23 protein-coding genes and 1 riboswitch are annotated in these 26,417 nt (G+C 43.7%); of the genes, 7 read left to right on the forward strand and 16 right to left on the reverse strand.

Annotated elements, in window-relative coordinates:
- Position 1 precedes the first annotated feature (1 nt).
- Positions 2 to 724 (reverse strand): urea amidolyase associated protein UAAP1, encoded by a 723-nt coding sequence (locus CHI14_RS04230; protein ID WP_095287176.1) that lies wholly within the window; start codon positions 722 to 724, stop codon positions 2 to 4.
- Positions 725 to 794: 70 nt separating this feature from the next.
- A riboswitch (guanidine-I (ykkC/yxkD leader) is annotated at positions 795 to 901 on the reverse strand.
- Between the two features lie 259 nt (positions 902 to 1,160).
- Between CHI14_RS04230 and CHI14_RS04235 the strand changes: the two genes are divergently transcribed.
- Positions 1,161 to 2,492, forward strand: a complete 1,332-nt coding sequence (locus CHI14_RS04235) for an APC family permease (RefSeq protein WP_095287177.1) — start codon at positions 1,161 to 1,163, stop codon at positions 2,490 to 2,492.
- 137 nt (positions 2,493 to 2,629) lie between these two features.
- Here the strand turns inward: CHI14_RS04235 and paiA are convergent, their stop codons facing one another.
- On the reverse strand, positions 2,630 to 3,148 hold the full coding sequence (paiA, locus tag CHI14_RS04240; RefSeq protein ID WP_095287178.1) for a spermidine/spermine N(1)-acetyltransferase: 519 nt from the start codon (positions 3,146 to 3,148) through the stop codon (positions 2,630 to 2,632).
- Between the two features lie 162 nt (positions 3,149 to 3,310).
- On the opposite strand from paiA, the gene CHI14_RS30415 reads away from it, so the two are divergent.
- From CHI14_RS30415 to CHI14_RS04255, 3 genes are all read left to right on the forward strand, one after another.
- Entirely contained in the window at positions 3,311 to 3,931 is a 621-nt protein-coding gene (locus CHI14_RS30415; RefSeq protein ID WP_095287179.1) for a YczE/YyaS/YitT family protein, read from the forward strand.
- 110 nt (positions 3,932 to 4,041) lie between these two features.
- The gene (locus tag CHI14_RS04250) at positions 4,042 to 4,923 is read left to right on the forward strand and encodes a helix-turn-helix domain-containing protein (protein WP_095287180.1); all 882 of its coding nucleotides are present in this window, start codon (positions 4,042 to 4,044) and stop codon (positions 4,921 to 4,923) included.
- A 108-nt stretch (positions 4,924 to 5,031) separates the two neighbouring features.
- The gene (locus CHI14_RS04255; protein WP_095287181.1) at positions 5,032 to 6,312 is read left to right on the forward strand and encodes a glycoside hydrolase family 27 protein; all 1,281 of its coding nucleotides are present in this window, start codon (positions 5,032 to 5,034) and stop codon (positions 6,310 to 6,312) included.
- A gap of 146 nt (positions 6,313 to 6,458) precedes the next feature.
- Here the strand turns inward: CHI14_RS04255 and CHI14_RS04260 are convergent, their stop codons facing one another.
- From CHI14_RS04260 to CHI14_RS04290, 7 genes are all read right to left on the reverse strand, one after another.
- Positions 6,459 to 7,295, reverse strand: a complete 837-nt coding sequence (locus CHI14_RS04260; protein WP_170948015.1) for a carbohydrate ABC transporter permease — start codon at positions 7,293 to 7,295, stop codon at positions 6,459 to 6,461.
- A 1-nt stretch (position 7,296) separates the two neighbouring features.
- Positions 7,297 to 8,232: a carbohydrate ABC transporter permease gene (locus CHI14_RS04265; protein ID WP_095287182.1), complete on the reverse strand. Its 936-nt coding sequence runs from the start codon at positions 8,230 to 8,232 to the stop codon at positions 7,297 to 7,299.
- 62 nt (positions 8,233 to 8,294) lie between these two features.
- The gene (locus CHI14_RS04270) at positions 8,295 to 9,608 is read right to left on the reverse strand and encodes an ABC transporter substrate-binding protein (protein WP_095287183.1); all 1,314 of its coding nucleotides are present in this window, start codon (positions 9,606 to 9,608) and stop codon (positions 8,295 to 8,297) included.
- Between the two features lie 179 nt (positions 9,609 to 9,787).
- A complete protein-coding gene (locus tag CHI14_RS04275) occupies positions 9,788 to 11,527 on the reverse strand; it encodes a cache domain-containing sensor histidine kinase (RefSeq protein ID WP_095287184.1) in 1,740 nt (579 codons plus the stop codon).
- Between the two features lie 23 nt (positions 11,528 to 11,550).
- Complete coding sequence (locus CHI14_RS04280; RefSeq protein ID WP_095287185.1) at positions 11,551 to 13,152, reverse strand: response regulator; 1,602 nt, start codon at positions 13,150 to 13,152, stop codon at positions 11,551 to 11,553.
- Positions 13,153 to 13,420: 268 nt separating this feature from the next.
- Entirely contained in the window at positions 13,421 to 14,578 is a 1,158-nt protein-coding gene (locus tag CHI14_RS04285) for a glycoside hydrolase family protein (RefSeq protein WP_095287186.1), read from the reverse strand.
- Positions 14,579 to 15,227: 649 nt separating this feature from the next.
- Positions 15,228 to 15,698, reverse strand: coding sequence for a GNAT family N-acetyltransferase (locus CHI14_RS04290; protein WP_095287187.1), 471 nt, complete (start codon positions 15,696 to 15,698; stop codon positions 15,228 to 15,230).
- 232 nt (positions 15,699 to 15,930) lie between these two features.
- Here CHI14_RS04290 and CHI14_RS04295 point away from each other — a divergent pair, with 232 nt between their 5' ends.
- A complete protein-coding gene (locus CHI14_RS04295; RefSeq protein ID WP_095287188.1) occupies positions 15,931 to 17,301 on the forward strand; it encodes an amino acid permease in 1,371 nt (456 codons plus the stop codon).
- Positions 17,302 to 17,355: 54 nt separating this feature from the next.
- Here the strand turns inward: CHI14_RS04295 and asnA are convergent, their stop codons facing one another.
- From asnA to CHI14_RS04315, 4 genes are all read right to left on the reverse strand, one after another.
- Entirely contained in the window at positions 17,356 to 18,369 is a 1,014-nt protein-coding gene (asnA, locus tag CHI14_RS04300; RefSeq protein ID WP_095287189.1) for an aspartate--ammonia ligase, read from the reverse strand.
- A gap of 134 nt (positions 18,370 to 18,503) precedes the next feature.
- Complete coding sequence (locus CHI14_RS04305; RefSeq protein ID WP_095287190.1) at positions 18,504 to 19,139, reverse strand: LysE family transporter; 636 nt, start codon at positions 19,137 to 19,139, stop codon at positions 18,504 to 18,506.
- Positions 19,140 to 19,362: 223 nt separating this feature from the next.
- Positions 19,363 to 19,695 (reverse strand): chaperone CsaA, encoded by a 333-nt coding sequence (gene csaA, locus CHI14_RS04310; protein ID WP_095287191.1) that lies wholly within the window; start codon positions 19,693 to 19,695, stop codon positions 19,363 to 19,365.
- Positions 19,696 to 19,738: 43 nt separating this feature from the next.
- A complete protein-coding gene (locus CHI14_RS04315) occupies positions 19,739 to 20,650 on the reverse strand; it encodes a DMT family transporter (protein WP_095287192.1) in 912 nt (303 codons plus the stop codon).
- A 157-nt stretch (positions 20,651 to 20,807) separates the two neighbouring features.
- Here CHI14_RS04315 and CHI14_RS04320 point away from each other — a divergent pair, with 157 nt between their 5' ends.
- Together CHI14_RS04320 and CHI14_RS04325 are read left to right on the forward strand one after the other, a co-directional pair.
- Positions 20,808 to 21,692 carry an AraC family transcriptional regulator gene (locus tag CHI14_RS04320; RefSeq protein WP_095287193.1) on the forward strand — a complete coding sequence of 295 codons (885 nt, stop codon included), beginning with the start codon at positions 20,808 to 20,810 and terminating at the stop codon, positions 21,690 to 21,692.
- Positions 21,689 to 22,567 (forward strand): aminoglycoside phosphotransferase family protein, encoded by an 879-nt coding sequence (locus CHI14_RS04325; RefSeq protein ID WP_095287194.1) that lies wholly within the window; start codon positions 21,689 to 21,691, stop codon positions 22,565 to 22,567. The genes CHI14_RS04320 and CHI14_RS04325 overlap by 4 nt, the downstream gene beginning before the upstream one ends.
- Before the next feature lie 95 nt (positions 22,568 to 22,662).
- Here the strand turns inward: CHI14_RS04325 and nspC are convergent, their stop codons facing one another.
- The 3 genes from nspC to CHI14_RS04340 form a co-directional block, all read right to left on the reverse strand.
- Positions 22,663 to 23,790 (reverse strand): carboxynorspermidine decarboxylase, encoded by a 1,128-nt coding sequence (nspC, locus tag CHI14_RS04330; RefSeq protein ID WP_095287195.1) that lies wholly within the window; start codon positions 23,788 to 23,790, stop codon positions 22,663 to 22,665.
- Between the two features lies 1 nt (position 23,791).
- Positions 23,792 to 25,030: a saccharopine dehydrogenase family protein gene (locus CHI14_RS04335; RefSeq protein WP_095287196.1), complete on the reverse strand. Its 1,239-nt coding sequence runs from the start codon at positions 25,028 to 25,030 to the stop codon at positions 23,792 to 23,794.
- A 940-nt stretch (positions 25,031 to 25,970) separates the two neighbouring features.
- Positions 25,971 to 26,321 carry a DUF3221 domain-containing protein gene (locus CHI14_RS04340; protein WP_170948016.1) on the reverse strand — a complete coding sequence of 117 codons (351 nt, stop codon included), beginning with the start codon at positions 26,319 to 26,321 and terminating at the stop codon, positions 25,971 to 25,973.
- Between the last annotated feature and the right edge of the window lie 96 nt (positions 26,322 to 26,417).

Genomic DNA, 26,417 nt, shown 5'->3' on the forward strand with positions numbered 1-26,417 from the left:
ATTAGTTGGCTCCCTTCAGCAAAGCATATGCATTCCACGTATTTTCAAAGGCTCTCCGATTCTCATCACAGTGCAGTACGCAGGGGTCCATCTCAGAAGCAGGTTCGGCATCTGCAACGGAAACAACAATCGATGCGTCCGGGTATTGTCCAGAAGGATCAAGTGGATGAGGTGTGTTCGATAACACGAGCAGCATATCCATTTCTGTGCGGATGGTCACCGAGCGTGCTGACGTTTCCTGTAGCGCGTACTTCATGGTTCCGTCCAGCTCACAAATGACTTTGGAGAAAAAGTTGACCGGAACCCCGATGTCGCGTGGTGACAGATTGTTCCGGAACAGTTCAACCTTGAAGTTCTCTTCCCCGCTTCTCAGCCAGTCATTGCGCTGCTCCTGATATGTGGTCTTCCCATACTTTTTATCCGTACCCTCTCGGGTTGTATACCCGGATAAAGGATCATGCCAGCCCACCGAATCCTCCGTAATGGAAGCAAGCGCCTTTCCCTGATCCGTCATCAATATATTGCCGCTTGTCAAAAAAGCGGTATGTTGGGCTTTAAGCGTATCAGGCATGTTGTACCTTTCCGCTGGATCATGGGCATGAAAGAACAATGCGGATACATTAGCACGATTCCCTGTTGCCTTTAAAGTAATTGATTTTCCTCTTCCTACATGAGCAGACCATTTGCTTCCAGGCTGCATCGTCATTGTAAATAGGGCTGTCATTGTTCATTCCTCCAGTAGAAAAGTATAGAAAAAAGCCCGGGAGAAACATCAAAGATTGCTCTTTGATCGATTCTCCCGGGCTTTTATCCCGCCGTGTACATCAGGTTTAATCTCCCAATGCGTTTTCTCTCGGACCAGTCAGCCAGTGGGTGGCTCGGAACCCTAGAAAACATTTTATTTAATTGATGTTATGAATACTAACACGTAAAATTACATTTCACAATACTTTTTTAAAAATATACGATAAAAAACCAGATATATTTGCACTTTTTTCTTGGACTCCTCAAAATAACGAAATACCTACTATAGAAAATGCACTAATGTTCGTATATCTCTAAAAAAATAACTTGATTTTTAATAAAACCCCTGTAAAAATGTGAAGTGTCATGACATAGCATAGAGATGTATCATTCTCGATTCTGAAGGAGGTCCTACAATGTCACAAAATATAACACTAAAAAGAAATCTCTCCTTGAGCCATGTGGTGACCATGGGACTCGCCTGGATGTCTCCCATGATTTTTTTCACAAGTTTCGGCGTGCTGCATGAGGGTTCACAAGGCATGCTCCTGGCAGCCTATGTCCTTGCTTTTGTAGCCATTTTATTTACAGCTGGCAGTTACGGGCAGATGGCCAAAGCTTTCCCAGTGTCAGGTTCGGCGTATACCTATGTAAGCCAGGCTATGAATCCATTTATCGGTTTTCTGGTAGGCTGGGTGATTCTGCTTGACTATCTGTTTTCCTGCATTGTAGCTGTACTCATGTTTGGCATTAATCTACATGCTCAGTTTCCCTCCATCCCTTCTCCTGTCTGGATTGTGCTTCTAACCCTAATTGTGATGACCATCAACATTATCGGCATCAAAACATCAGCGAACGTCAACAAAATCTTTGTTCTGATGCAGATCATTTTTATAGCTAGTTTCTGTGCCTTTCTTGTATACAAAGCTGTGACACAAGGGGTGTCTGCAGGATTTAATCCTCTTCATTCCGTGGAAGGAGTTCCTTTCTCCGCAGTAATGGCAGGCGCATCTCTTGTCTGTTTCTCTTTCCTTGGTTTTGACTCCATTACAACGATGGCGGAAGAAACACGAAAACCCGAAAAAACGATACCTCGGGCCATCCTGATTATCGTTAGCGTCGCCGGGATCATGTATTTTGCAACGGCATATTTAATTCAACAAATGTATCCTTCGTTCACTTTTACACACATGGACGCTGCAGGATTCGAATTAATGCAGGTTATTGGCGGAGGAACGCTTGCATCCATATTTACTTTTGTCGTTATTTTCTCCGTGCTCGCACAGGGCATGTCCTCCATGACAACTGTTTCAAGGCTGTTGTTCGTCATGGGTAGATCCTCCTTGCTTCCTCGGAAATTCAGTTCTGTTCACCCCAAATTCCGTACACCTGTGTTCAACATTGTGCTGGTCAGCGTCATTTCCCTGGCTGCCTTATTCATTAGTCTGGAGACAGCCATCATGTTTGTCAGTTTCGGTGCGCTAACGGCCTTCCTGTTCGTTAATCTTTCCGTCATCTGTCATTACATCATTCGCGAGAAAAAACGCAGTGTGCAGGACTGGATTGTGAGAATGATCTTTCCCTTGTTAGGCGCATTGTTCATTCTATATCTCATCACTCAACTTGAAGCTTCCTCTTTGCTTCTTGGTACGGGCTGGATCGCTCTTGGCCTCGTTCTGTATGTGAATCAACGAATGAGATCCTCTTCAGTGCCCAAGGCGTTGCCAGAGATTGAAGAGGCCATGTGAGTGGAATCAATCATTCATTCGTGAGTTATCTGCCCATGTGTGTACCCTAAAAAAGAACCTGAATGCAGTATTCAGGTTCTTTTTTACGATACTCATATTTTGATTTCACAATGCAGAAACTATGAAGTTTTGCTTAGCTATACAAGAGTTTTACTCATAATAAAATCGGTTTGCTCTTCATCACCCATATAAAAGGTATGGGCTCCTGTCTGGATAAATCCCATCTTGTTATAAAAAGCAATTGCCTTCCTGTTTTTCTCCCATACCCCTAGCCATACTTTGCTTTTGTTCTTGTGCATCGCTATTTCGATTGCTTTATTCAATAAATGCTTACCCAGCCCATGGTTTTGGAACTGGTTTCTAATATATATCCTCTCAATCTCAAGAAACTCTTCCCCCATTTTCTCGGATTGTGCATCATTGACATTGACCTTTAAATAGCCAGCTACTTCATCGTTGAAATATACGAAATAAATGTCTGAAGATGGATTAGCTAACTCCCTTTCCAGCTGTTCCGAGTGAAATGCTTTTGCCAAATATGCCTGCATATTCTCAGGCGTATTCTGATCTTTGAATGTATCATGAAACGTGTCTATACTGATTTTTAGGAGTGTCTGCAGATCTTCACGGCTGCACTTTGTAATTTTTATTGTCATGTTAAGATATCGCCCCTTTATGAAATAAACGGTTTTCGTCGTCCTATTTCTGCTTTTGAACCCTCACTTTTTTGTTGCAAATGCAATAAAAAGTGGTTATATTAAATCTACTTCAAACATGTTGTATTTGCAACATAAACACAAAAAAAGAGGTAGATTAAATTGAAATATGTATTTTTTTGCGTTGGAATCTTGATATTGACTCTTGGTATCTCACTCACAATCCATTCCGATCTCGGAACATCCCCTTTTGACGCTCTTTTGGTAGGTTTATCCGTTCAGGTGGGGCTCTCTGTAGGCAGCTGGGAGATTATCATAGCGTTACTTCTGTTATGTTGTAATTCGCTCATATTGAGAAGGAAACCGGAAGTTTTAGGATTGTTGACCGCATTAGTTACGGGAATCGGAATCGATATTTGGCTTTTTCTATTGCATAGCTGGACTGTACCTGAGTTATGGCTAACTAAATGGGCATACATGGTCATCGGCCTGATCCTCATCGGGTTAGGAACGGCCACATACTTATTGACCCATTTTGCACCGATCCCTTTGGACCGATTAACATTAATTGTACAGGAACTTATGCGAACGAATCTCTTTGTAGCCAGAACGTGCATTTATCTTATTTTCCTTGGATTAGCGTTGATCCTAAAAGGACCCATCGGAATGGGAACGATCCTAACTGTTTGTTTAGGCGGATTCATATTAAATATCTTCATGCCGTTGATCAAAAGAATTTTGGAACGTTTCATCCATCAGTCCAGCTCATGGTCAGATTTATGAAATACTCCCGTGCGAACAGTAAACATAACAAACGGCCACTATTTCCATTATAATCATACTTATTCCACTTGCTAAATCGCATATATTCTTAGAACCATAAGGAGATATTCATGGACATACCCAAAGGTACATATGGCTTTCGATTCGCTGAAGATCCGGAACTGCAGCTATGTATATTGTATGCGGCAGGCTCCGATACCATCAGCAATCCTTCCTATCATTGGGACGGGTTGACACGAAACGATGGGCCTCTCCTCCTTTTCCAGTACACGCTTTCTGGCCAAGGAATATACGAATCAGGAGAACAGCTGCACCGTGTCTCTGCCGGACAGGCTTTTCTTGCCGAAATCCCTGGACCCCATCGCTATTACTATCACCCTGAATCCAGTGAGCCATGGGAATTTCTGTTTTTGCTGTTCCGGCCGAATCTCATTCTGCCCCACTGGCGTAAATTTTTGCGCGAAGCAGGGGAAGTCCCCTATCTCCCAGCAGACTGTGCACCAGTTAAGTTGTTGCGAATGATTGTAAATGATGCAGCAGCAGGCCGAATCTCCGATCCCTTGATCGCATCCTCTTCGGTATATCAATTCATGACGGAACTGGCCAGATTACAGGTTACGACTCTGCGGAACAAGCATACTTGGCCGGATAAGGTCAAGCGTGCAGCTGAATTTATAGAGCAGCATTATTCACAAATGATTAGTATCGACCAATTAGCCGAACATGTCTCATTGTCCAAATATCATCTGATTCGGCGTTTCTCTGCCAGCACAGGACTTACTCCCGTTGCTTATTTAACTCGCATTCGCATGGATAAAGCCATGGAACTGCTTCGGGGAACCGAACATAGCATTGACATGATTGCCGAGCTTATCGGGTATTCCAGCGGAAGTTATTTTATTAAAGCATTTCGTACCATCACCGGACTTACACCAGGGGAGTTCCGCAGTGGAGGCGAGAGCCTTGCTTATCGCAAACTGTTCTTTGATTAACAGCAATATAGTACTATTCACCTTCCAAGATTACTATAGATATTGCTAATCTCCTTGATTAATATGAACTTAACCAGAGCAATAATTAATCAGTAAAGGAGAATTCCCATGAATCACAAGCATGCAGCCCCCACACCACCGCTTGGTTGGAACAGCTGGGATTGTTACGGTGCGGCCGTAACGGAAGAAGAAATTCGCGGGAACGCGGAATACATGGCTGAACATCTCAAACCCTTCGGCTGGAACTACATTACCGTCGACATCCAGTGGTATGAACCTTATGCAAATTCCTCTCAATACCGGGCTTTTGTTCCTTTGGTGATGGACGAATATTCCCGGCTTATGCCTGCCGAGAATCGCTTTCCGTCTGCTGAAGGTGGCCAAGGATTCAAGCCATTAGCCGATTACGTACATAGTCTTGGATTAAAATTCGGCATTCACATTATGCGCGGGATTCCAAGGCAGGCTGCACATGCAGCTACCCCTATTCTGAATACCACCGTTACAGCACGTGATATTGCACATACCAATTCCATCTGTCCATGGAATACGGACATGTATGGCGTTGACGCATCGAAGGAAGGTGCGCAAGCCTATTACGACTCTCTTTTTGAACTCTACGCCGAGTGGGGCGTGGACTTGGTCAAGGTAGACGACATCGCTGCATCCAGGCTGTATGATACCCATCAGCCAGAGATCGAGCTAATCTCCAAAGCCATCGAACGCTGCGGCCGGCCTATGGTACTGAGTCTCTCTCCTGGTCCCGCTCCTGTGGAATACTCCGCGTTCTTCGCTGAACATGCCAATATGTGGCGGGTCACGGATGACTTCTGGGATCAATGGCCGCTCCTGCTGGATATGTTTGATCGCTGCCGAACCTGGCAAGGTATCCCGGAGGCGGGCTGCTGGCCGGACTGCGACATGCTCCCGCTCGGCCATATCGGAATCCGGTCCGTTGACGGAGGCGGGGCGGATCGCTGGACTCGCTTCACACGGGATGAGCAGCTGACCATGATGTCGCTCTGGAGCATCTTCCGCTCTCCGCTCATATTCGGCGGTGAGCTTCGCGACTGTGACGAATGGACCTTATCCCTGTTGACGAACAAGGAAGTGCTGCGCATGAATCAGGATAGCCATGGAGCCAAGGAAACGCTGCGCCAAGACAATCTCATTGTATGGACAGCAGAAGCCTCTGATCAATCCCGTTATGCAGCATTATTCAATGTAGGTGATTCTGAGCTCCCGGTAAGTCTGTCTGTTGATGACATCGGTCTTACGGGCTTCACCTCGGGCACCGAGCTGTGGAATGAAACGCCAGCCGAACTTACAGGAGACGTTCTACAGACGAATATTCCTTCGCACGGCGTACGACTCTATCGATTCTATTGATCCTGGGTTACCTGATTTAGAGCAACTCCGATAACGAAATGAGCCAGTCGCCTGAAATATTTTGGCGACTGGCTCATTTCGTATTTTAATCAGTTTTTGTTATCATATACTTAGTTATTCAGTTGTTATAAGAAGTATATTGATCTTTATCCTTTGGTCGCCCCAGCAGAGATCCCCTTCACAAAGTATCTTTGCAGAGCAACAAAAACGATTAGCACGGGTACCACCGACAAGGCAGTTCCAGCAAATATCATATCCCATCTGGAGGAGAACTCACCGATATAGCGGTAAATTTCAACGACCATGGTTTTGGGCTCACCTGAAGGAAGAACGAGCATTGGCATGAGAAAATCGTTCCAAATGCCCAAACCGTTTAAAATAATCATACTGGCTGTAACCGGTCCGAGCAGCGGGAATACAATTCTCCAGAAAATGCTGTAGCGACTGCATCCGTCAATTTCCGCCGCTTCTTCTATTTCCTTCGGTATCCCTTTAACAAAGCTGGTGTATAACAGGCAACCAAATCCAATAGCTCCTGCGATATAAACCAATATTGGCCCAGCGAGACTGCCATAGAGGCCCAGCATTTTCAATTCTTTAAATAATGGAATCATGTATGCCTGAAATGGAATCATCATCCCTGCAAGGAAGTAGAGGAATACAAAATTCGTCCATCTGGCATTTCTCCGCTCAATGGCATAACCAGCCATAGGGATGATCAATATCTGCATCACAATGGAGACTACGGTCAGGATCAGACTATTCAGAATCGCCCTCGGGAACTCTGTCTCGGTCAACAGATACTTGAAATTCTCAAGATACAACGAAGTTGGTAATGAGAGCGCATTTCGCATGATTTCACCATTGCTTTTGAAGGCAGACATCAAATTAAAGAAGATGGGAAAAAAGAACAGGATAGCGAATATCAGAATAACGACGAAGAGCATGACATCCGTTGTTTTTTTGCGTGTCTGCATACTCATGTTAATACTGCACCTCCCGCTTGCGGAGGATTTTCACTTGAATCACGGTGATAACAAGAATAATCACAAATAACACCATGGCAAGAGCTGTCCCGAAGCCCTGTCTTAATTCCCCGAATCCAACTTTATAGATGATATAAGTCAATGTTTCTGTTGCGAAACCTGGTCCTCCATCGGTCATTACCGCAATTTGATCAAATATTTTTAGCGCACTAATCATCGAAAGAACCATACATACGGTAACAGACCCGGCAAGCAGTGGGAAGGTAATGAATCGAAATTGCTGCCAGCCATTTGCACCATCTATATTGGCTGCTTCGGACAGTTCTGCGGGAATGCTCTGAAGTCCGGCCAAATAAATGATCATATAGTAACCTGCCCCCTTCCAAACGGTAGACAGGATCACGGACAGCATAGCGTATTTGGGATCACCCAACCAATCCATTGTCCAGTTTCCGAGGCCAATATGGTTCAGAATTTGATTCACCACACCAAAGTTGTAATTCAGGATCATCGCCCAAACGAAGCCCATTACAATTCCGCTTAGTAAGGTAGGAAAGTAAAATATGCTACGAAACAAATTTTTGAACCAACGGACTTTGTCCACCATGAGGGCCATGGCGATCGCAGCGATATTTTCCAGTACAACCAGACTCACCGTCATGATAAGCGTATTTTTGAGGGCATTATGAACCCTTGGGCTGCTCCATATCTCAGCAAAATTAGCAAAGCCAATATAACGGATATCTTCACTTATGCCATCCCAGGAGGTAAAGCTTAGATATGCGCTCCCCAGAGTAGGCACAATCACAAATAGCGTGTACAAAATTAACGACGGAAGTATAAAAACAACAGCAAAAGGATGATGCTTTTTCTTCCGTTTTCGAGCGGATGCAGCTGTCAGTGTTGCTTTCTCCGTTGATGCAGGTATTCCCATTTCATATACTCCTTCCTTATCCAAGGAGGAACCACCCCGTAGCGGTCCCCCGCGAATTAGTTTTACATCGAATTCGCCTTGACCTGGTTATCGTATTCAGCATCAACCTGTTCCATATATGTTTTCACGTCACCATCATTCAGGACCATTTCCTGCAGCTTTTTATAGAACCAGTTTCGGAATTGTGGCGGTATTAAGTTCTCTCCCCACCAATTGTTAATCGCCAAGGACTTCGTGACATTCGGATCTGACATCAGATCAAGGGCCGTCTGCATCGCTTCTCCGGTTTCATATGTCACTTCTGCTTGCGTAGATGGGATTCCGTTAACACTTGCAAGATACTGGGAATACTGCTCTGGCTCGAAGAAGAAACGAATGAACTTCTTGATGGCTTCCGTCTTCTTCGGATCCTTAGCTGCCTCAGCAGAAAGTGTCCATCCGGCAGGTGATGGAAGTCCGATCACATTCACTTGACCCTCCCGGTCCGGAACTGCATAGAAACCGTATTCAAAACTTGGATCTGCTTCTTCGATCTGTGAGAACATCCAAGTACCCGAGTATAGTTGTGCCGCCTTTCCTGTGATTAGAAAAGAAGCTGTTTGGTTATCAGGAGTACTTAGCCAACCCTTGTCTACATAATTTTGGAACAACACTTTATAATCCGTCATTGCCTGCACGACGTTTTCATCTGCGAAGCTGACAGACTGCTCTGTCTTTTTAGAATTCCAATCCGGATCTTTCGCATATACCTCATCAATGAGAAACTTGTTCACCCAGAACCCCATATGAAAAATATCTTTGCCTCCAACAACGATCGGAGTTATACCAGTGGCCTTCAGTTTTTCCTGGATAGCAATGAATTCGTCATACGTTTTGGGAAGCTCAGTAATCCCAGCATCGGCATATGCCTTTTTGCTGTATATGATTCCTTGGGGCACATTATTGGCTATAGGAGCATTCCAAATCTTTCCGTCAACCTCAGGTGGGGAATCAAACAGCTCAATCAGGTCAGAAGGAAGTTCCACGATTTTACCTGCGTCGGCAAAGACCTCTGTATCCCTCATCTCAACAAGGTCAGGGAATTCGCCGACCGCATCCTTTGTTTTCAACCAGTCCAGGTAGGAATTGCTTGTGTTCTCGCTCATATCCTTAATTTCAATACTCGGATTAGCCTCCGTGAATCTTTTGATGGAATCAGCGATCGCTTTTTTGGCAGCAGGATCACCTGAAGCATAACCAATGGTGAAACTTACGTTGTCACTGCTGCTTGTTGACCCGTTTTCATCGGAATTCGGACTACTGCCTGTGCTGCAAGCACCTAAGGTCATTGTCACTGCAAGCAGCAAAGCCGATAACTTGAATTTTGATTTCAGCATAACGTACATAACTCCCTTCATAATCAACAAAGTTCAAATCAGCTTTCCTTGCAGGTAAGCGTTTTCGTATTTAGAATAGCACTGCCTGGTTTTTGTTTGTATGAACTTTTTAAAGCCTCATGTGCAGTAAATTTAAGAATAAAAAAAGAGCGGACAAGTTCATTCGCTCTTCAAGGGACCTATTCAGGAACAGGAAAGCTGAGCTGCACAGACGTTCCGATATTTTCCTGACTGCTCACAGAGAGACCATAATTTTCTCCATACATCGATCGGATTCTTTCATGTACATTTTTCAGTCCCACGGATCTATTATGCGGAGTGGCCGTGTACAGACCTTCATTAATGCTTTTCAGCTTCTCCTCGCTTATGCCTATACCATTATCATAAATAACAATGACCAGGTTCTGCTCTTGCTTCTCTATCGTTATCCCTACGGTTCCCTTTTTCCTTTGACGAAGTCCATGCTGAATGGCATTTTCGACGACAGGCTGCAAACATAATTTCAAGATCGGCCATTCCATCTGCACGTCAGGAGCAATGTCACATTGCAGTACATATCTGTTTTCATAACGAATGGAGATGATGTAGAAATAATCATGCAGATGTTCAACTTCTCTCCATAGACTTACACGATCTTCGCCGTAGTCAATGACATATTTCAATTGATTGGACAAGGAATGAATCATGTCAGCGACTTCGTCCGCATCTTTATCTACTGCATTCATGCGAATCACTTCAAGCGTGTTATACAGATAGTGGGGTCTGATTTGACTTTTAAGTGCGTTAAGTTCAGTTTGCTTTTGTTTGATCTGAGCGACATAAGCTTCATCAATGTGGACTTGTAACCGCTCAACCATTCGATTGAATCCATGGGTCAGTCTGCCTATTTCATCGTTGCTGGTAACAGGGAGTCTGGCATTCAGCTTCCCAGACTCCACTACAGCCATTTGTTGGATCAGCTTGCGAATGGGTGCTGCGAGTCGCCGTGAAAACCATGCCCCCATAACAATTAATACAATGGAGCAAATGAGGATGGCCAGATATACGGTAGCCCTGGCGGAGAAAAGCTGTTCAAACAACCCGGCTCGATGAATAATTGCAACCAATTGACCTTCAATAAAAGGGATGTCTTCCCGGAGGACCAGCATTTCGGTATCCTTACTTTTGGAGATGAATTCATCCAGTGTCCTATCCTTTTGATTGCTGAAATACATCTCATCCTGATCATTGAGCAGAACTAATTCATCCTGAGTACCGAGAGAAAGCTCATTCAGGAATTGCTGGAACATGGTGGTATCGACGTCCAGGAAGAGCGTACCAACCACTTTAGGTTCCCTTGTAAGACGTCCGGAGGTATCAATCAGATTGCGTGCAAGCGTAAATACTTCGCGTTTGGAACCAGTAAAGTAATCATCCTTATGCGTCGGGAATAGCGCCGCTTTGGAAGGCTGGCTTCTCATCGTTTCTTTCCATTCATGAACCGGAAGTGCATCCTCTGTCAGGCCTCTATTCTCTCTTTCTTGAGAGTAGATTTTGCCGTCTGACGATCTCATAAAATAAGCAGCTGATATATAATTGTCGCTAAACACTAATGTCTTCAGAAACGAGTCGATGGGAATTGAATTGATCTGCTCCAGCTCATTGACATTGAACGTCTGATTTTGATTTATGTTTTCGGCTAACCCCTCGTAGCGTACGTTATACATGAGCTTGGAAATATCATTATATTGCTGAAATGCGGAGTTCAGATTGTAACTCATATACATAATCATTTGTTGTTGATTACTCGTTGTGTACCGTTCAACGTAGCTTGAGAATATTTGCACAGAGAAATAGCTTAGCGCAAAGAGTGGGATTAGCCCCACCAAAATAAACGAAGCTGAGAATTTGACGAATATGCTTTTGGTCAAGAAGCGCATGAAGGAAACACCTTCTTTATCGGTTATGTTTCAAACTGGCGGAAGGACTGCCTATAGTCTTGCGGCACCTTTCCATATTTTTTCTTGAACATATCACTAAAATGCCTTACATTGTTGTAGCCCACACGGTCGGCAATCTCATAAACCATGAGTTCCGTCTCCATTAGCAGCTTTAGCGCGTGGCTCATGCGCACTTCTGTAACGTAGTTTTTGAAATTTTGGCCGGTGTGCTTTTTGAAGAAACTGCTGAAATAGTAGGAGTTCATATAGACCAGGGCCGCCATGGATTCCAGTGTGATGTTGCTGTCATAGTTTTCTTCAATATGCGATTTGACTTTCGTAAGCAGCGCTCTTTCTTTTCCTGGCGCCTTACTCGCAAGTTTCTGCTGCATTTCCGTTAAGATTGCTACGACTTCTTGAGCAACATCTGCATAAGAGAGACAGTCATTCCATCTTTCAAGCAAGCCTCCTTGGTACCTCTCTAACTCTCCACCGAACTTCTCCAATTCCTGAATCAACGTCAAAACTGCATTATATACTCCTGTAAGCGCGAGGTTTTTGTTGTTTCCCGCTTGTATCCTGATTTGTTCAAGGAGTTCCTTAATCAGCGGTTCGATTTTTTCTCGTTCCATGGTGGTTAATGCTTTTACTAAATTGGATTGAAGAACGGTAATCGGCCTGTTCTCATTATTCGCTTCCGTGAGTGTCTCCCCATAACGAATAACTTGATTTGTTCCCATAAAAAATTTACTATGAAGCGCTTTCAACGCCTCGCGGTATGTTTCTTCTGCTTTCTCCATGCCTGCCATGCTCGTACCAACTCCGCACGAGACACTTAGCTTCAAATATTGCTGAATCTTATGACGAAGGTCTTGTACCAATTGAAGAGGGTAATCCTTCTCCTCATGCTGAACCAGGATCGTAAATAATCCTTCCTTTTGAATTAGCAAACCCTTTCCCTTCATGGATTCCTGATCCAATGTCTCTCGGATAATGTTGGACACTGCAAAATTGACCAAGTAACGCTCGCGCTCTTCCCACCGGGAGGTGGCAGCATAATCGTCCATTTCCAAAACACAAACGGTAATCCATCGGCTAACTACGATCACACCCAATTGTGTCAAGTCAGCTAGGGTATTCGTATCACCGTCCAGTAATCCGTCAAGAAGCTGCTCAATGGTATTAACTCGATTTTTTCCCTCATAGTAATTTAACATCTTTTTGTTTCGTTCACCGTCCGAGGTTTCGCGGATCATGGATACGGCTTTCCCAACTACCCTCTCCAGCTGAATTTTATTTATTGGCTTTACCAGATAATCCAGTGCCCCTAACTGAATCGCTTGACGTGCATATCCAAACTCTTGAAAAGCACTAATAAATATAACCTTGCCGCTGTACCCTTGTTCATTCAACTCCGTAATCACATCTATCCCACTTCCACCTGGCATACTGATATCGCTAATAATAAGTTGAGGATTATGTCTGGCTATCAGATCTCGAAGTTCAATCCCATCATTAGCTTCAGCCACAATCCGGATTCCAAGCTGCTCCCAGGATATCAATTTTTTTAACCCGCGCAATATGATGGGTTCATCATCTGCGAGTAATAATTTTATGTATTCCATACATTCACCTTCCTTAACTAAGCCGAAAATGAACAACTGAACTCTTCATAGAGAACATAGGGTCCAACCTAAACTTCGCATCTATACCCAAAATGAACATAAGCACATAAAAGGAGAGATGATCTTATTGCCTCTCATTGTACGTTTTTTTTAGAATTTGTGCTCCACAATTTTCACTCGTCGATTTTACAACGATGTGTTTCAGTCATATGAAACAACCCACGACTTGATCGGTAGTGGGTTGTTTCTCTTCATTATCGTTATCAATCTACCAAATATATAAATCCGTACCTTTTAGTTTAAATATCGCTTCAATAAAAAAATAATCTCCATAGATGATAGACTGATGGTGGCTTTTGGCGTGATAAGCTGCCGAACCGTTTTGGAGAATACAATCGCAGCCGGGACTCCAATCGGTCCGTAACTGATCCAGGGCTTGAAGCAGCTTCAACGCTGCATTCAGATATAACTGTTTCTCGTAAGTTCCAACAACTTTGGCGATCTCAATCAAGCCACAGGCAGCGATGGCCGCTGCTGTTGAATCCTCCAGTACAGGCCCTTTAGGCTGCCTAAAATCAATAGGAATGATTCCGTGTTCAGGGATGTTCGCGATAAAATAGTGAGCTACTCGTTTAGCCGTATTCAGATACTCCTCTTTTTGCGTCCAGTTATAGCTCATCATAAAACCGTACAATGCCCAGCTCTGTCCCCGCGTCCAAGAAGAACCATCCTCGTATCCCTGTCCCCCATAGGTATTGATGACCCCACCGACCACCGGATCCAATTCAACAATATGGTTAACCGAACCGTCTGGTCTTACAAAGCTATTCATGGTGGTATCCGCATGTTTCATCGCAATGTGCTGAAAACGCGGATCTCCTGTTTCCTTGGAGGCCCAATATAAGAGTGGTATGTTAAGCATACAGTCAATGATCGCCCATCCCCTTGTGTCTTCACCCTCAATGTCATTCCAGGCTCGGATGAATTCCCCTGCCGGATTGTACCGGCCAGCAAGTAGATTGGCGGCATGCATGGCCCTATTGCGCGAATCCGGATTCCCGGTAAGTTTATAATTGGCGACACTCGTCGGCAGCCACATAAATCCTACGTCATGGTGCAGCCCATCAAACTTCAGGAAGCAGCTATCTAATTTCACTTCAGAGATTTCAGCAATTTGTTTGTATTTTGGTTCTCCGGTTGCATTAAACAACTGCCACATCATGCCTCCCCAGAATCCATTCGTCCACCAACATATTCCGTCGTCAGCTGAATGAGTTGGATTATGGACTGATCTGTCATCATGTTCACCATCAATGGTCGTATATGGGATTTTGTTTTTGGATTTAACACTGACCCAATCCATTTTTGCCGTGATTTTGTCTACAACGTGATTTACCCATACCGTTTTGTCGTCTAATGTAAGCATACATCAGTCCTTCTTTCTTCTTGAGAAGTTGTCTTTGCCAATCTGGACCACATATCGAATTTAGAATACCACTCGTCTTGAAATGTCTGTATGCAGTTTTTTAAGCTTCATATGCTATAAATTTAAGAACTACGTGAAGACAGAGCAGAGTCACCTTTATCCGAAACCACTAATCATATACATGCATATTTAAGCTCAAGTAGATCAAAATCGTGCTTCAACATGAAAAAGAGCAGCTGCCCGCTGCAGCTCCTCTTTATCGTTCTCTATTATGTAACACTTCTAAGATGAGTACCCTCTTCTTGATAATAATTGCAGTCCCATGGCAATCTGTTCTCAGGATTCATTTTTTTGATCCAAGACCTCAACTATTCTTTCAAGCTTCATATAGATCGCACGCAAGTAAACAACAATAAAGAGCAAACCCAAAATCAAGATGATAGCGAGCATATATTCCCTCCTCCATTAAATCCTTAATTATTAGTTACAAGCTCATGGATAAACCATTTCACACTCTGATTATACATAAAAAGGTAAATGCATGCAGTTAGCTACTGTTGGCCTCTCCAGTGTTCATAAAAAAGAAAAACCGATAAACCCCTCTCTCAGAGTCTATCGGTAACGCACATGTTCAAGAAAATCAGATCACTTATAATGTTTTTAAATACCAAGTGTCACATGCATAATGTTCAGATCCATTCAAGGGCTTGTCTAATGCAATAAATCCATTTTTGGCATAGAACTTGTTGGCTGCCGTCATATTGCTCAAGGTTTCCAGGTAACATTGCTCATAATGATCTTTTGCATAATCAAGGACAACGTGCAATAATTCGCTTGAAATACCTGTACCTCTGGTTTCTTGGAATGCATACATTTTTTGCAGCTCACAAATTTGAGGATAACCGTCAATCGGACCAATACCACAGCCCGCTACGACCGTAGAATCTTGCTCAACTACCCAATATTTAGACCCCGCATTCTGGTACAGATGATAGAAATCTCCCAAATGTGGATCTGTCCAGGCTGTCCCAGGTTTATTCGCACCAAATTCGATCAAACACGTTCTGATCAGATGTTCCACCTGTTGATTATCTCTTTCTTCAATCTCTCTGATCAACATAAAAGTAAACCTCCGTAAGTATGTTTCTGTTCCATTTAAGTAAGCAGTCATTAGACCCGACATAAGAAAACCTGTTGTCGGCTCGTCTCTAAATAATGTTTAGATTGTAAGACACCATTCAGAGCCGTGTCAACGATCCTATATTTTTACCCTGTAAAACGTAAGTAACAAGTGGAGGCATATTTTATCTTCTATTGGTTCACCTTATCTGAGAAGGAGAGGTGTACCTACTTTGACGGATTTAAGTTGCGCTGCACAAGATGCTTCCTCTTCAACTGAAGGTAAGGAGAAGGGAAACTTAAAATGGTGGCAGCTATCCCTGCTTGGCATCGGCTGTACGATTGGTACCGGATACTTTCTGGGTTCGGGAATAGGTATCAAACAGACCGGACCTTCAATGGTGTTATCCTTTTTGATCGCCGCTCTGGGTACCTACATTGTGTTTCACTTCCTGGCTAAAATGACGACTGCAGATCCTCAGGAAGGTTCGTTCTGTTATTACGCAGGCAAAGCTTTTGGGCGTTGGGCCCGCTTTGGCTGTGGATGGAACTACTGGAGTACCAAAATTTTGATTATGGGAAGCCAGTTAACGGCCTTGTCCATTCTCTCCCGATTTTGGTTTCCTAATGTTCCCCTCTGGGTTTTTGCGGCGGGTTACGCCTTACTCTCCATTTTTGTTGTCCTACTTGGGACACAATGGTTTGACAAGATTGAGAATGTTCTCGCTGTAGTCAAAACCGCAGCTATTGTCATGTTTATTCTGCTGGCTGCAGCAGCACTCTTCGGGTGGATACATGGGGGAAGCAATGAACGGCCTGGCATGCCAAGTTCTGCTGTAGAACTGTTCCCGGGTAAGTTTCCAGCCTTCTGGTCGTCACTTCTCTACGCGTTTTACGCATATGGCGGTGTAGAGACCATTGGACTCATGTCCATCCAGTTACAGGATAAAAAGGACGCCCCAAAAGCCGGAAAGGTGATGTTAACCGGCCTTTCCATCCTTTATATGTTATCGATTGGCATGGCCGTGTTCATGGTGCACTATACGAAGATGAATGAAAAGGAAAGCCCGTTTGTTACGGCTCTATCGTCGTATCATTTGGAGTTCTTTCCTCATGTATTCAATGGCGCCATCATCTTGGCCGGTTTTTCGGCCATGAGCGCTTCGTTGTTTGCTGTCGTCAACCTTCTGGTGACCATGTCAAAGGATGGAGACGCGCCTAAGCTGTTCAAAGCGAAATTAAAATTCAAACAACTTCCTCTACCTTCCCTTGTGCTTGCTGCGGTTGGCTTATGCGCCTCCATCGTGACAGCCCTGCTGCTTCCAGGAAAGATATATGAGTACATCACTACCGCAGCCGGTATATTGCAGATGTATAACTGGTCCTTTATCATTATCGCTGCCTTCAAAATACTTCAGATCCGCGCCAGGGATGTCATACTCGGCATTTCCGGTCTAGTGCTGTTATTGGGCGCGGTAAGTGGGACGCTAATGAAACCGGACATCCGGGTAGGCTTTTATGTAAGTCTGATCATGATTTTTGTTATAGCTCTGGTCACCTGGATCATGACAAGATGGTGGAAAAATCATAAGGTCAAGGCGTAGCAAAAAAAAGAGGATATCCCGCGAAGGATATCCTCTTCCTGTTACAAACGCTATCTATAATAGAGGAATATTTCCCTCTTCGCATTCCCGCCACGTTCTGTCATTCCACACCGACGTCTGCACTTCTCCAACATGCGCTTTTCGCAACAAAAACATACATAATCTGGATTGACCAATCCCGCCACCAATTGTGAAAGGAAGTACTCCGTTCAAGACAGATTGATGAAAATCAAGAGCGGCCCGTTCGTTCGCTTGACTCAGATTCAATTGCTTTTCAAGTGCAGCGGCATCAACACGTATTCCCATGGATGAGACTTCCAAGGCCTGCTCCAGCACAGGAAACCATAATAAAATATCTCCGTTTAACGTCCAATCATCATAATCCGGTGAGCGACCATCATGCACAATCCCTGAATTCAACAGCCCACCTACCTGCATGATAAAAACAGCACCGTATTGGCGTGTAATCTCATTTTCGCGCTCTTTTGGAGTAAGATCCGGATATCGGTTCTCCAACTCTTGTGTTGTAATGAAGAAAATCTGATCGGGCAGAATGGGCTCTAGGCATGAGTATTGAGTATAGAGTTCTTGCTCTGTTGCTTGAATCGAACGATAGATCTTGCTTACTTCTTCCTTCAGGGTCTCTAGGTTGCGTTGATCTTCAGCAATGACCTTCTCCCAGTCCCATTGATCCACATAGATGGAATGCAGATTATCCATCCACTCATCCCGTCTGATTGCATTCATATTGGTGTATAATCCTTCACCCACCTGAAAGCCATATGTCTTCAGAGCTATCCGTTTCCACTTCGCAAGGGATTGAACAACTTCAATCTGTCCCTCTTCCATATCCAATGCATCGAAAGAAACGATACGCTCTACCCCGTTCAGATTATCGTTAATTCCTGTACCTTCTTGCAAAAGAACAGGTGAGGGTACCTGGATGAGATTTAAATTCTGCTCCAATCGTTCCTGAAACCTCTTTTTTGAAAAATGTATGGCCTCGGCAGTTTCCCTTAGGTTCAGCTTCGGTTTGTACTTGTTCGGTACAACAATCGTTCGCAGCATGAAAGTACATCGTCCCTTCAGTTTAATTATCATGCAGTTTTCTGCATAACTGATGAGAGCAGTCTATGTGCCTATCATGGCGGTGTCGCGTTGTCCCACTCCAGAATTGAAGCATTTGGGTGTACGCCCATCCTCTACGAGAACAATGCACGCAGCCCTTGAAGCGCAAAATAAACGCCGAACCCCACCAGAGACAAACCGGATACAACGGATATGATGGAGAGGCTTCTTTGATTGAGATAACGCCGCATTCCTGTAGTTAACCCCGCCACAAACAAATCCCAGAGCGTCAATCCGATGAAGATCATGCTGCTGTATATCAGCAGATGACTTGTCCCAAATGATACTGCCGTTTTGGCCAGAATGGATCCATATATCCCTAACCAGAAAATGATGGACATCGGGCTGGTAATCGACATGAAAAATCCCAGCATGAAGCAGTGAAAGAGGGAATCCTTACGATTTTTGGCCGAATGCAGCTTTAATTTGTTCATTTGCAGAATACTCTCGATGCCAGTATAGGTTAGCGTGAACCCGCCAACGAGCCAGAGGAGAATTTGTACCCAGGGGATGTTGAGGAATTGAACCAAGCCCATATAAATCAAGAGCATAAAGGCAGCATCGGCGATCATGGAACCTGCTCCGACCATCCAGGCATGCCAAAAACCATTTTTGATGCCTTTGTCCAATCGGGCGGAATTGACTGGCCCAATGGGAGCAGCAAGCGTCAAACCAAGGAAAATATAACTGATCAGAAGTTGAACACTCAAGACTTCCTCACTCCTACTCGCTTGTCCAGTTTATTTCCCCATCTTATGATCCAATCACGCTTAACATGACAATATAACAACCGTTTATATAGCTTTTTATCTATGAAAAATAAAAAGACTATTTCACAGACAGATGGCATGTCTGGAAATAGTCTCTATATTACGTCGTTAATTGACGCTTCTACATCGTATGATTTTTAGTTCGAGCTAACCCGAAAATCTTTTACGCTATAGGTGTTCCTGGTGGTAATTCAATGTCCGGTTTTAACAACACGACATCCCCTTTTTCGGGCACACCTCCTAGAACCAATACCTCCGACTTGAATCCGGCTATCCGGCGCGGAGGGAAATTAACAACACCAATGACTTGTTTCCCTATGAGCACTTCCGCTTCATATCTTTTCGTAATTTGTGCACTCGATTTCTTGATACCAATCTCTTCTCCAAAATCAATCTCCAGCTTGATCGCCGGCATTTTTGCCTCTGCAAAAAACTCAGCATGAATTATTGTTCCAATCCGGATATCCAGCTTCATAAAATCATCAATGGTTGCCATGTATATAATCTCCTCATCTTTTGTTTAATTCAAATATAATACACTAAATCCATTTTTGTTTAGCTACGATATGACTTGAGGATCGGATCCAAAAGTACATGCCCATGCCTAACAACGTAATTAATCCACCTGTTAATTGAAAGTTAGTTATCGTTTCTCCCAAAAATAGATACGCGAGAATAATTGCCAGAACAGGCTCTCCAATAATCCCTACAGAAACCGTCGTTGCACCGATCGTTTTTAACAACAGGTTAAAAATATTCTGACCAAAAATGGTTGGAATTACGGCGAGCAACAAGAAATAAGTCCAATCCGAAGAACTGTAACCCACCAAAGGGATTTGATTGAACAAGCAATAAACCAGCATCACGGTCCCGCCCAGGAAAAAAACAAGGATACTGTATAAATTCGAGTCTATTTTACGGCTAACCTTCTGCCCTGCAAGCATATAAGCAGAAACCAAAATGGTTCCCATCAAGGATAGTCCGTCTCCTAAGATCGCCTCTCGCGAAATCCCCAGATCCCCCCAAGCTATGATGATTGAACCAATGAGGGCCGCAATTAAACAAAAGATTGTTAGCATGCTGTTTCGTTCTCTGAACATAAAATAGGAACCGATCATTACGAATAAAGGCTGTAATGACAAGATGACCATGGAACTCGCCACCGAAGTATGGACCAAGGATTTCATCCAAAATAAAAAGTGTAATCCGAGAAATAGCCCTGCTACCACTACGGTAACCCAATCTTTTTTGGTCATCTCAGAGATTCGAAGGGCTTTCCAGGGTACTAAAGGAAGCATAATAATTACGGATATGTACAATCTGTACATTCCAGCCACAGCGGTTGCCGTATCTGATGATTTGATCATAATGGATGAGATCGAAACAGACAGGATGCTGATTAAAAGCAATATATACGGATGCAGCGGTAATGACGATGGTTTGATTTTCACATGTAAGGCCTCCAGGATGTTTTATCCAATCGTCTGTGCACAGGATTGTATTGATAACCTTAAGATCTGATATAATAATATCACCGCTTATCGTTCATTAGTGCAATTATATCTTTCATTTATATTGAAATATCGTCATTCGAGAGGAATTAACGTCATGGAGAAACCCTTGCATGAGACCATCCAATATCCTGATACTTCATTCCCCTATATCATGTACACGCATACGGTCCACGATAGCATCCCTGAAGGAAGAGGGTTTAACGACCTGCATTGGCATGAAGATCTACAGATCACATTGGTTACCAAAGGAACACTGGTGATCCAGGTTAACGGGATGGATCATGAATTACATACTGGTCAGGCCATTCTGATCAATAAAAGCATTCTTCATGTGACGACCCATTTGACGCATAACGGACAGTATGTCAGTTTTAATTTTCCGGAGAAACTGCTGGCATTCTACTCTGATAGTGCCATGGAGAAAAACTATGTCCTCCCCTATACCAACTCGTCCTTCGTATCCCTTCTAATCAAAGGCGAAGTTACATGGGAAATTCAAGTATTGGAAATGTTGCAGAATATGAAAACAAAATTTGAGATGACCAAACAATGGGGCTGGGAGTACGAGGTTTCCATTCAGACGGTACAGCTGTGGCTGACCATAATCTCCAATTTCTCGCTCTCGACAGAGGAAGCATCAGCGAACGTGAAGCGGCAACAGGAGAGACTTCATTTCATGATCAGTTTCATCCACCGTCATTATGCAGATCCGATCACATTACAGGAGATCGCGGATGCAGCACATCTAAGTGTATCGGAATGCACCCGAGGTTTTAAGCGTACAATTCATATGACCCCTTACGCCTACTTGATTAAGTATCGAATTAAAAAAAGCTGCGAGTTATTAAGTTCGACCGACTATACCATAACGGAGATAGCCCATAGAGTGGGCTTCAATCATGTGAATCACTTTATTCAGTCTTTCAAAAAACAGCATCAACGAACACCTAACGACTTCCGCAGGGGGCGAGTGAAATGATTGAAATTACGACTGAACTGGTACGTCAACTGATCCAGAGTCAATTTCCTGAGTGGAAACACCTCACCATAGCACCCGTAGACAAAAGTGGACACGATAATCGGACCTATCGATTAGGAAATGAGATGACTGTTCGTTTACCGAGTCATGAACGATATGCCTCTGCTGTTCAGAAAGAATTGACTTGGCTGCCCGTTTTCAAGTCTTATCTTTCCTTGCCGATTCCGGCACCGATTGCAAAAGGTGAGCCTACGGCAGAATATCCTCTTCCCTGGTCTGTTAACCAATGGATTGAAGGCAGCACAGTCACAGTTGAAAATATAACGGATCTGAACACATTTGCTGAGGATCTCGCTGGTTTTCTAATTGAACTGGAAGCGATTGATGCAAGCCAAGGTATTCCTGCTGGCATTCAAAATTTTCATCGCGGCGGAAACCTGGCTGTTTATGACCAGGACACCAGATCCGTCATAGACGTTTTACCCAGTCCGTACGATCCTACGCTGTTATTGGAAATATGGGAGCTTGCCCTTGCCACAAAATATGAAGCTGCACCGCTCTGGCTGCACGGTGACGTTGCTGTAGGAAATCTGCTCGTTCAAGGCGGTCGATTGTGCGGTGTCATTGATTTCGGAACGATGGGCGTAGGTGATCCTTCCAGCGACCTGGTGATGGCATGGAACTTTTTTGATGATATGAGTCGTGATATTTTCCTCCGCCGAATGAATGCTGACCAAGATATGATTAACCGTGCACGTGGATGGGCATTATGGAAAGCACTAATCACCTATGCCTGGAATGAACCAGGTTCGGAGTCATGCAACTGGGGAAAACGGGTTATCGATGTGATCATCCGAAATTATAAATCACTATAGTCCCTATAGTCCTTGTAGTGCATCTAAGATAACAAAAACCGGATTCCTTGTAGTGGAATCCGGTTTTTGTTATTGATAATATTTATAATAGCTAATTATGCCAGTCTCATTTTGAAATCCTGATATCCGAATTCACGGACAACTTCACAATCGCCATCTTTGCGTTTGACAGCGATGGCTGGTAATGGCATTCCGTTAAATGTATTCGTTTTGACCATGGAATAGATCGCCATATCTTCAAAGACCAGACGATCGCCCTCTTTCAAAGGCTCATCAAACGAATAATCTCCAATGACATCACCAGACAGGCAAGTTTGACCGCCTAGACGGTACAGGTGAGGCTTCTCTCCTGCTTCTCCGGAGCCAACAAGTGGCGGACGATATGGCATTTCCAGTACGTCTGGCATGTGACAAGTGGCTGATGTATCCAGAATGGCAATGTCCATTCCGTTTTTGTGGAAATCCAGCACAGAAGTCACCAGATAACCCGCGTTAAGCGCAACAGCTTCCCCTGGCTCCAGATAAACTTCCAGGCCATATTTGTCCTGCATGCGTTTAATGCATGCCTCCAGTCTTGGAATGTCATAATCCTCACGCGTAATGTGGTGTCCACCACCGAAGTTAATCCACTCCATTTGAGGCAGCCATTGTCCGAACTTCTCTTCAACCGCGTTCAGCGTTGTTTCCAGATCGTCGGAATTTTGTTGGCATAATGTATGGAAATGCAAACCGGAGACGCCTTCCAGCAGCTCTGCACGGAAATCCTCCTGTTTGGCACCGAAACGTGAACCCGGTGAGCACGGATCGTAAATCTCGTGCCCTTCCTGGGTTGAACATTCAGGATTGATACGCAAGCCAATCTTGCGGCCAGCCTGAAGTGCTTTATCCTTAAATTTCGCAAGCTGCGAAAAAGAGTTGAAAATAATGTGATCGCAGATTGAAATAATCTCATCGATCTCGTCTTCGCGGTAGGCCGGTGCAAATACATGATTCTCTTTGCCCATTTCCTCGTGGCCCAGACGGGCTTCATACAACCCGCTTGCCGTTGCCCCGCTCAAATATTGTCCGATTAGTGGATACATCGCTGTCATGGAAAATGCCTTTTGAGCCAGCACGATTTTTGCACCAGTACGCTGCATGACACCGTTAAGGATCTTCACATTTTTCTCAATAAGCGCCTCATCAACAACAAAGCATGGTGTCGGTAATTGCTCAAACCGCATCTTAACGAACGAGCTCCGATTCTTTCGCTTCTTCTGGCAGTTCGTCAACAAGAACCGGGTTGAAGTCTTCTACCCATGGAAGTCCCCATTTGTTCAGCTCTTCCATGAACGGATCCGGGTTGAACTCTTCCACGTTGTATACGCCCGGTTTGTTCCATTTGCCTGTCATGACCATAGCTGCACCGATCATTGCTGGAACGCCTGTAGTATACGAGATGGCTTGGGAACCAACCTCTTTGTAGCACTCTTGGTGATCACAGATGTTGTAAACGTAGTACGTTTTGTCCTTGCCGTCTTTTTTGCCTTTGAAAATGCAGCCGATGTTCGTTTTGCCCACAGTACGTGGTCCAAGGGATGCCGGGTCAGGCAGTACCGCCTTCAGGAATTGCAGCGGGATGATTTGTTTGCCTTCGAATTCGATAGGTTCAATGGAAGTCATGCCCACATTTTCAAGTGCTTTCAGGTGAGTCAGGTAGCTTTGGCCAAATGTCATGAAGAAACGAATCCGTTTCAAGCCAGGAATGTTTTTCGCCAAGGATTCCAGCTCTTCATGGTACAACAGGTACATGTCTTTTTCGCCAACTTCCTTGAAGTCGTAGACACGTTTGATTTCCATCGGTTTGGTTTCGATCCATTCACCATTTTCCCAGTATCTTCCGTTTGCTGAAACTTCACGGATGTTGATTTCCGGGTTGAAGTTGGTTGCGAACGGATAGCCGTGATCGCCACCGTTGCAGTCAAGGATGTCGATGTACTCGATTTCGTCAAAGTAGTGCTTCAGGGCATAGGCTGAGAATACGCCAGTTACGCCTGGGTCAAAACCACTGCCGAGCAGTGCAGTAATTCCTGCTTTTTCAAAACGCTCTTTGTAATCCCATTGCCAGCTGTATTCGAATTTTGCCGTATCTTCTGGCTCATAGTTTGCCGTATCCATGTAATGCGTTTTGGTTGCAAGGCACGCATCCATGATCGTCAGATCTTGATAAGGCAAAGCCAGGTTCATGACGATATCCGGTTTAACTTCGTTGATCAGAGCAATCAATTCGTCTACATTATCCGCGTCTACTTGTGCTGTAGTAATTTTTGTTTTGCCACCGTCCAGCTTCGCTTTGAGATCATCACATTTGGATTTGGTACGACTCGCAATACAGATTTCCTCAAAAACTTCGCTATTTTGAACGCATTTGTGTACTGCCACAGAAGCCACGCCGCCGGCGCCGATGATTAGTGCTTTTCCCATTTTTACATTCTCCTATCCCATATGTAGATTTTTTTTGTTTTTTGATTCAAATGTCCGTTTCAAGGTCTTCTCATTGTTCAACTTCCGTCAATTTCTGACAACAAAAAAAGCAAGGTGAATAAATGCCGTAATCCGCGCATCATCACACTTGCTTGTCGATATACATCGTGAAAAAACGTAAAGTCTCCATAACCAAAAAAGTTCAAAGAACTCCTCTGGTGGAAAGCTCCCTCATGTATATCAATATCAGATCAGAGTCTATATAGCAAATAATTCGCCTTTACCACTCTTATTGACCGTTTCACAAGTTGATGTGCAATTGCACTGGTTGTAAAGTAACCAACTTATAAAATTTGAGCTTTTAACTCAATCAATAAGGCAACATAAGTTGCCAATCGGCGTTTGACCCGGCTGTCCGTATGGCCTTGACTCCCTCATGGAAGTGGTCAAAATTATCTGCTGGAAAGTGCTCGTTCCAATTGATATAACTGCTTTCCAAAATCACAGGTTAAACAATAACAAACACTTTTAAAAAAATCAAGGGATAACTCAAAAAAACTTTTTTCCTCATTCTGGTCCAAACATTCTTTTTATCAGCTATGCCTTTTCCGTTTAGCTTTCCGAGTTGGGTTAATGACATTCATTATGGTTTCTCTTCTGCTCCGATGCATACTTGTAGTTTGCACAATGTAACAGTAACCTATGAGTGATCATCTTTATTACTTAAGAAAGAACATTTTGATAAGGTCACGAACCATTTTCGCAAGAAATGCAAGTCCTTAATGCATTCCCGGATACAATAAGTTATTTATGGAATCAAGTTTATCAACAGACATTAGTATAGTTACTAAAGTTATTGAAAATTTACACCTTTACCCATTTACATTGTTCTCCCTTTTCTTTGTACTTATTTACTATAAAAATTATTGAAGTTTATGGATTATTCCTCTCTCTCAATCCTGCCTGCGATAATCTGAGGTGGATCAGATTGCATAACATGATAGAACCCTTCCTTATTCACTTTGGGGGTAATTTTAACTTTGTCCCCTACTTCAAGCTGCTCAAGGAGCTCAGAATCTTTAACAATATAATAGATTAGGGTAACCTGTTTTTCTCTAAGATCGCCAAAAGGTTGATCCGCATCTTCTCTAGATATATTTTCCGCTACCAGAATTCGATCCTCTTCCTTCTGAAGAATGTAATCCCCTACTTCACTTGTTGAGAATACTTGGCATCCACTAAGTGTACATAGAAGAACGAGTAGCGTCACACCTATGACCGATTTTCTCAATGGTATTCCTCCTCATAATACAGCTACCTAACTATATTAGACGTTTGGATTAAAACGTTTGTTGCTTCTTCATCTAACATCCATCAACAAAAAAAG

The sequence above is a fragment of the Paenibacillus sp. 7516 genome (assembly GCF_002272715.1).
Lineage (GTDB): Bacteria > Bacillota > Bacilli > Paenibacillales > Paenibacillaceae > Paenibacillus > Paenibacillus illinoisensis_A.

What these genes read in the sequence shown, in the direction of transcription:
- CHI14_RS04260 (WP_170948015.1), bottom strand. Translation starts at nt 7,295, where the DNA reads ATGAGTATGCAGACACGCAAAAAAACAACGGATGTCATGCTCTTCGTC.
- CHI14_RS04250 (WP_095287180.1), top strand. Translation starts at nt 4,042, where the DNA reads ATGGACATACCCAAAGGTACATATGGCTTTCGATTCGCTGAAGATCCG.
- CHI14_RS04280 (WP_095287185.1), bottom strand. Translation starts at nt 13,152, where the DNA reads ATGGAATACATAAAATTATTACTCGCAGATGATGAACCCATCATATTG.
- CHI14_RS04230 (WP_095287176.1), bottom strand. Translation starts at nt 724, where the DNA reads ATGACAGCCCTATTTACAATGACGATGCAGCCTGGAAGCAAATGGTCT.
- CHI14_RS04320 (WP_095287193.1), top strand. Translation starts at nt 20,808, where the DNA reads ATGGAGAAACCCTTGCATGAGACCATCCAATATCCTGATACTTCATTC.
- nspC (WP_095287195.1), bottom strand. Translation starts at nt 23,790, where the DNA reads ATGCGGTTTGAGCAATTACCGACACCATGCTTTGTTGTTGATGAGGCG.
- CHI14_RS04275 (WP_095287184.1), bottom strand. Translation starts at nt 11,527, where the DNA reads ATGCGCTTCTTGACCAAAAGCATATTCGTCAAATTCTCAGCTTCGTTT.
- asnA (WP_095287189.1), bottom strand. Translation starts at nt 18,369, where the DNA reads ATGCTGCGAACGATTGTTGTACCGAACAAGTACAAACCGAAGCTGAAC.
- CHI14_RS04335 (WP_095287196.1), bottom strand. Translation starts at nt 25,030, where the DNA reads ATGGGAAAAGCACTAATCATCGGCGCCGGCGGCGTGGCTTCTGTGGCA.
- CHI14_RS04255 (WP_095287181.1), top strand. Translation starts at nt 5,032, where the DNA reads ATGAATCACAAGCATGCAGCCCCCACACCACCGCTTGGTTGGAACAGC.
- CHI14_RS04285 (WP_095287186.1), bottom strand. Translation starts at nt 14,578, where the DNA reads ATGCTTACATTAGACGACAAAACGGTATGGGTAAATCACGTTGTAGAC.
- CHI14_RS04265 (WP_095287182.1), bottom strand. Translation starts at nt 8,232, where the DNA reads ATGGGAATACCTGCATCAACGGAGAAAGCAACACTGACAGCTGCATCC.
- CHI14_RS04270 (WP_095287183.1), bottom strand. Translation starts at nt 9,608, where the DNA reads ATGCTGAAATCAAAATTCAAGTTATCGGCTTTGCTGCTTGCAGTGACA.
- paiA (WP_095287178.1), bottom strand. Translation starts at nt 3,148, where the DNA reads ATGACAATAAAAATTACAAAGTGCAGCCGTGAAGATCTGCAGACACTC.
- CHI14_RS04325 (WP_095287194.1), top strand. Translation starts at nt 21,689, where the DNA reads ATGATTGAAATTACGACTGAACTGGTACGTCAACTGATCCAGAGTCAA.
- CHI14_RS04290 (WP_095287187.1), bottom strand. Translation starts at nt 15,698, where the DNA reads ATGTTGATCAGAGAGATTGAAGAAAGAGATAATCAACAGGTGGAACAT.
- csaA (WP_095287191.1), bottom strand. Translation starts at nt 19,695, where the DNA reads ATGGCAACCATTGATGATTTTATGAAGCTGGATATCCGGATTGGAACA.
- CHI14_RS04235 (WP_095287177.1), top strand. Translation starts at nt 1,161, where the DNA reads ATGTCACAAAATATAACACTAAAAAGAAATCTCTCCTTGAGCCATGTG.